At 44.2% G+C, this 5,014-nt stretch carries 6 protein-coding genes; all 6 read right to left on the reverse strand.

Translation table 11 applies throughout. The annotated features are described in order from the left end of the window. Window positions 1–127 precede the first annotated feature (127 nt). Window positions 128–553 carry an organic hydroperoxide resistance protein gene (locus tag OKC24_RS19035; RefSeq protein ID WP_130143632.1) on the reverse strand — a complete coding sequence of 142 codons (426 nt, stop codon included), beginning with the start codon at window positions 551–553 and terminating at the stop codon, window positions 128–130. A 216-nt stretch (window positions 554–769) separates the two neighbouring features. Further along, entirely contained in the window at window positions 770–1,162 is a 393-nt protein-coding gene (locus tag OKC24_RS19040; RefSeq protein WP_130143852.1) for a DUF4951 domain-containing protein, read from the reverse strand. 142 nt (window positions 1,163–1,304) lie between these two features. Continuing rightward, window positions 1,305–2,129 carry a carbon-nitrogen hydrolase family protein gene (locus OKC24_RS19045; RefSeq protein ID WP_130143631.1) on the reverse strand — a complete coding sequence of 275 codons (825 nt, stop codon included), beginning with the start codon at window positions 2,127–2,129 and terminating at the stop codon, window positions 1,305–1,307. Between the two features lie 27 nt (window positions 2,130–2,156). Beyond that, window positions 2,157–2,675 (reverse strand): anti-anti-sigma factor GigB, encoded by a 519-nt coding sequence (gigB, locus tag OKC24_RS19050; protein WP_018572797.1) that lies wholly within the window; start codon window positions 2,673–2,675, stop codon window positions 2,157–2,159. Window positions 2,676–2,787: 112 nt separating this feature from the next. Then, window positions 2,788–3,756, reverse strand: a complete 969-nt coding sequence (gigA, locus tag OKC24_RS19055) for an RsbU family protein phosphatase GigA (RefSeq protein WP_130143851.1) — start codon at window positions 3,754–3,756, stop codon at window positions 2,788–2,790. Window positions 3,757–3,856: 100 nt separating this feature from the next. Then, window positions 3,857–4,816, reverse strand: a complete 960-nt coding sequence (locus OKC24_RS19060) for an MlaA family lipoprotein (protein WP_130143630.1) — start codon at window positions 4,814–4,816, stop codon at window positions 3,857–3,859. Window positions 4,817–5,014: the final 198 nt, after the last annotated feature.

Below are 5,014 nucleotides of genomic sequence, written 5' to 3' on the forward strand. Positions count from 1 at the left end.
ATTTTTATTGGTGAGAATATAGACACTTTAAATGGGTTCTAACATGGACTTAACGTGTAACCATAAAAAAGCTGATATGAAAATACATATCAGCTTTTTTTATTTTTTGAACATTCATCGATAAAAATCAAACAATTACATTCAGCGTCACATCAATATTGCCGCGTGTCGCATTTGAGTACGGGCAGACAATATGCGCAGCATCAACCAGTTTTTGCGCTTCACTTTCTTCCAAACCTTCCAAGTGAATATTTAAAGTCACCTGAATGCCAAAACCTGTTGGGATTGGCCCAATGCCGACATCACCTTCAATATAAACATCAGGCGTGATTTTTAAATGATCCCGGTTGGCAACAAATTTCATAGCACCTAAGAAACATGCAGAATAGCCCGCTGCAAACAGCTGCTCAGGGTTCGTACCGCCGCCTGTGCCGCCCATTTCTTTAGGCACTTTCAGTTGAATGTCTAAAATACCATCGGAAGAGGTAGCCCGGCCATCACGGCCGCCTGTTGCTTTTGCATGTGCTGTATAAACGACTTTTTCTAAGGACATTGTTATTCTCTGAATATTGGCTGGGAAACATCCATCCTGTCTGAAAATGAATAAATAATAAGCAGGGTTTTTGTAAAAAATGCAAAGAGTAATGCTGGGTGTAAAGAAAAAGCAGGAGACGGGGGATTGATCAAATTAGAGTTAGAGATAAAAAAGGCCGTATATTACCGCGCTCATTGATGGTAGATGTCATCAATGAGCTGAATTTCGAACCGCCTACCAGAGGCCCGCAATTTTTTTCATCAACTGCGCGCGAAATGGCGCAGTTGGATTGCCTGCATTACGCAGCGTTTCATTTTCATAGAACTTCTGCCATGTTTCAACCATGTCTAAAGTCACAGCTTGGGTTTTAAGCTTGGCAACATCTTCTTTGGTGATGTTATTCAAACGCGCTTCTGCGCCATCAGGGCCTGTCCCCCAGCCAATGATGCCTTGACCAAATGCAGGCAATGGCATGCTGTTGGGCGTGGGCGGAATCTCTAAGCGTTGAATATTGGGATTCACTGAAGAGTTAACCGCTGGGCGGATTTTTTCTGAAACTTGAAGTTCTGCGAAAGATGCAGTTGATAGAGACAGCAGCAATGCTGAGAGGAGAGCTGATTTGAACATTTGGATAAATTGTTTTTGAATAAGAATCATTATTATATGCGAGTTAATTTTAAAAACGAGCTGAAAATAAATGAATTAAGAAATAATGATGTTAAATCAAAGCATGAATGAAGTTCACTCAACGTGAACGTCAGATGCAATCTTAGTATTGCAATAAAACGCGATGCTGCATCAAAGGCATCGATGCCCGAACCAGCTGCTGCTCGGCTAAATCAAAGGGTACTGTAATCAGGCCAGCGCCTTCTTCGTGAATGATATCGAGTAATTGTCCGCGGCTGTTGGCCGCACCCGCATGCCCCCATGTTTGGCGTTTTTCACTATGCCAGCCTTGCTGCGCAGCGCCTAAAACATGGCATTGACTGTCCATCGCGCGCGCTTGAAGCAGCAGCTGCCAGTGCATTTCACCGGTGGTGTAGGTAAAGGCGGCAGGCGCGGTCAAGATGTTGGTGCCTTGAGCGCGCAAACTTAAAGCCAGTTCTGGAAAACGCAAGTCATAGCAGACCATGAGCCCAATATTGCCAAAGGGTGTTTTCGCAATTGTTAAATCAGTGCCGGGTTCGAAAAATTTAGATTCCTGATAGCCGCCGACCGCGTCACCGACCTGCACATCAAACAAATGAATTTTGTCATAGCGCGCTTCAGTTTTTTCAGGGCTGATGCATAGGCTGACTGTGCGGACACGGCCATCTTCAATAATGGAGCCATCTGGACGGAACGGGCAAGGGAGTGTGCCCGCAACAATCCAGATATCATGCCGATGCGCCAGCTGTTCTAAACGCTGCTGAATTGCTTCAAATTGCGCGCCTATTTCCCGCTGTTTTCCGGCAGCAAAGCAGACAAAATTTTCAGGAAATACAATCAGGCTTGCTCCCTGAGCTTTGCTTTGCAGGATCAATGAATCAATGACAGAGAAGTTGGCTTCTATATCATTTTGGGAGTTCATTTGCGCGACGGAAAGGAAAGTCATGGGAGATCTCAGGAAGGGAGAAAACGCTTATGCGTTTTGCTGTGCAGTTTGGTCTAAACTGTCTTGCTCTTTTTGCAGCTGCTTTACCAAAGGTTCAAACATATTTTGATTGCTGTCATTGAGTTTCATCAATGTTTTGTGCGCATCCAGTACAGTATTCAGCATACTGCCGTGTGTAATATGCTCTTCCATTAATTCGCGGGTGCAGACACTCGGATCACCGCAGTAATCTAAAATGACAAAAACCTGCCCCAGCCCCATACTGTTGGCCAGAGTCGTAATATCTGAGTTGGTTGACAGCATAACTGCCTGAATGTGATGGATTTGCTTGAGCTTTAAGCCCAATTTAGCCAAGATGCCTAAAACTGTACTGTCAATGAATGTTGTTTGGGTTAAATCTACGATTGCGCCTATAACATTCTCTTGCTGTTCAATTTTATTCAGTAACTTGTCTAAACTAATGCAAGATTGGGCACGCACTTCGCCAATAAGCTTAAAAATATGCGTTCCGTTCAAGCTTGCATATTCAACATGACCTGTTGACATATAAATGCCATTTGCAGAGAAGGATAGTAAATTATCCCATAGGGCCACTGCTTACTCAAGTAGCCAGCAGTCGTATAAACTAAGGTTGAATGATAATATATTGATTTATATGTTAATTCATTCTGCGGAAACTTAGTATGGCAATGTCGTCAGCAACATGTTCAGGCGCCTGAAATGATTGATTTTGCAAATGATGCACCAATTGGCCGAGCTGTTCGTTTAAGCCGCCATCGAACGGCTCCAGAGCGCCGTCCGAGCAAATAATAAACCGCGCATGGCGGTTTAGCGTGCATTCAAACTCTTCAACTTCTAAATCTTCAGTGAGGCCAAGCGGAAAGCTGCTGGTGGTTAAGACTTTAGGTTCTTTATTCGGTTCAAATAAAATGGCGGGAGGATAGTGCCCTGCGCTGGACCAGCGCAGCTGGTGGGTTTCTAAATTTAGAATGCCGGTAAGCATGGTAATGTGCTTTTCGATATTTTCCTGCACCAGCATGCCATTAAGCTTTTTAATCAATTCACGCGGGGTTTTTGAACGGCCGTGAAAAGCGGCCATCCAGGATGTCAGCAGGCTGCTGGTTACCCCATGGCCGGAAACATCCGCCAAATAGAATAAGACTTCTTTATCGCTGATTTTCCAGTAATCGTACCAATCGCCAGATAAATAAGCCGAAGGCTGAAAAAAGGTTTCAACTTTATAATTGGTGAGTTCAATAGGGTTCGGCAGGAGCTTTTTTTGCAACTCAGCTGCTGACGGCAAGTCCCGGCTGTCTTGATTGCGCTTATATTGCGCATCAATCTTGATTAAAGCCTGCTGCGGGTTTGCCGGCGGCTTGCTCCACATCCAGCCTGCAAGGGCGCCTTGCTCCCATGCCTGCGCAAGGGCAGCGCCCTCATCTTCCAGAGCAAGAACAATCGTCGGCAATGTCCATTGGTGCATTAAGTAATCACGGACATCGGCGATAGCAATAATAGTGGGATCATACAAATCGAGATCTTCAATACGAATCATCTGAACACTTGGAAGTGCGGCAATAACCTGTTCTAAATAAGGAATATCACGAGTCGGCTGAATGAAATACATAAAGAATTTGTATGATCCAATAAGGTGTGTCATTGAACTACTATAACAAGCAAATCCTTGCTGGAGGAAAAAAACCCCTCTAGCAAGAGAATAAATTTAACTATTCTGTGATGCCGTTATCAGATTCAGGCGCGCTTGAATCTGCAGGGGATGCTTCTGCAGGTGTATCTGATGTATTGTCATCTGAAGAATCAGATGAGGGAGTATCATCTGGTTCGTCGTCAGTATTAATAAACATATTTTCGTCTGCAATGCCTTTCTTTTCCGTCACGGCAAAGCTGATGCGCTGTAAGTAAAAATCACGAATTTGGGCGTATTTATCGCCTTGCAGCACATTTTCAAGTTCCAGCAGCTGAGAGCGTGCATCTACGCCGCGAAGCACCTGTTCTGACCAATACGCGCCGTCGTGATCTTCAAGCAGATACTTTTGCGGGCGCGCCTGACTGTCTGCAGCTGTTCCGACAGCTTCTCGAATGGTGCTTGGGCCTAATACAGGCAAAACTAAATACGGGCCGGAAGGAATGCCGTAATATCCCATCGTAATGCCGAGACCTTCAGATTCTGAAGTCAGATTTAAGCGCTGCGCGGGGTCAGCAAAGCCTAAAGTAGTCAGTGTATTGACTGTGAAGCGGCCTAAAGATTTGGCGGCGCGTGCAGGGCGGCCCTGAATCAGCTGGTTAACAGCATTCCAAGGTTCATTTAAGTTCTTACGAAATTGACGGTAAGACCCGCGGACATCGTCAGGCACTTTTTCAACATACTGAATCGCCAGCGGGCGCGCAATATAGGTATCCAGCACTTCATTAAAAGCAAAAATTTTACGGTTGAATGCTTCAAAGGGGTCTTTTTCTTCATCCGATTGGGCGGCGGTCGCATTTACGGATAATTTTTTTGCGACTTCAGAAGATTTAGCCATCGCTGCTTGAGCAAGCTGTTGAGTTCTGGATGTATTGGCAATTTCTGTACTTTCCGCTGTTTCTGCAGATTGTTCATTTGCAAATGCGGGTGCCGTGATTGCAAAAGACAGCAAGCCTGCATAAAAAAAAGAAGTATGGCGCATATATAGTCCTGACGCTTTTTATTCGGCAAAAGTGTTTGCGCAATGATAATTAAAAACGTTCAAATAGTCCTGAATTATTACTATTAAAGCAAATTTGATCAAATTATGAATAAAAAAACGCAAAATGCATAAAAAATAGACACACAAATAAATAAATTAAAAAATAGGGTTGCGTGTGGTAGGAAATACTGTAGAATG

The organism is Acinetobacter entericus (genome assembly GCF_026168575.1).
Classification (GTDB): Bacteria; Pseudomonadota; Gammaproteobacteria; order Pseudomonadales; family Moraxellaceae; genus Acinetobacter; species Acinetobacter bouvetii.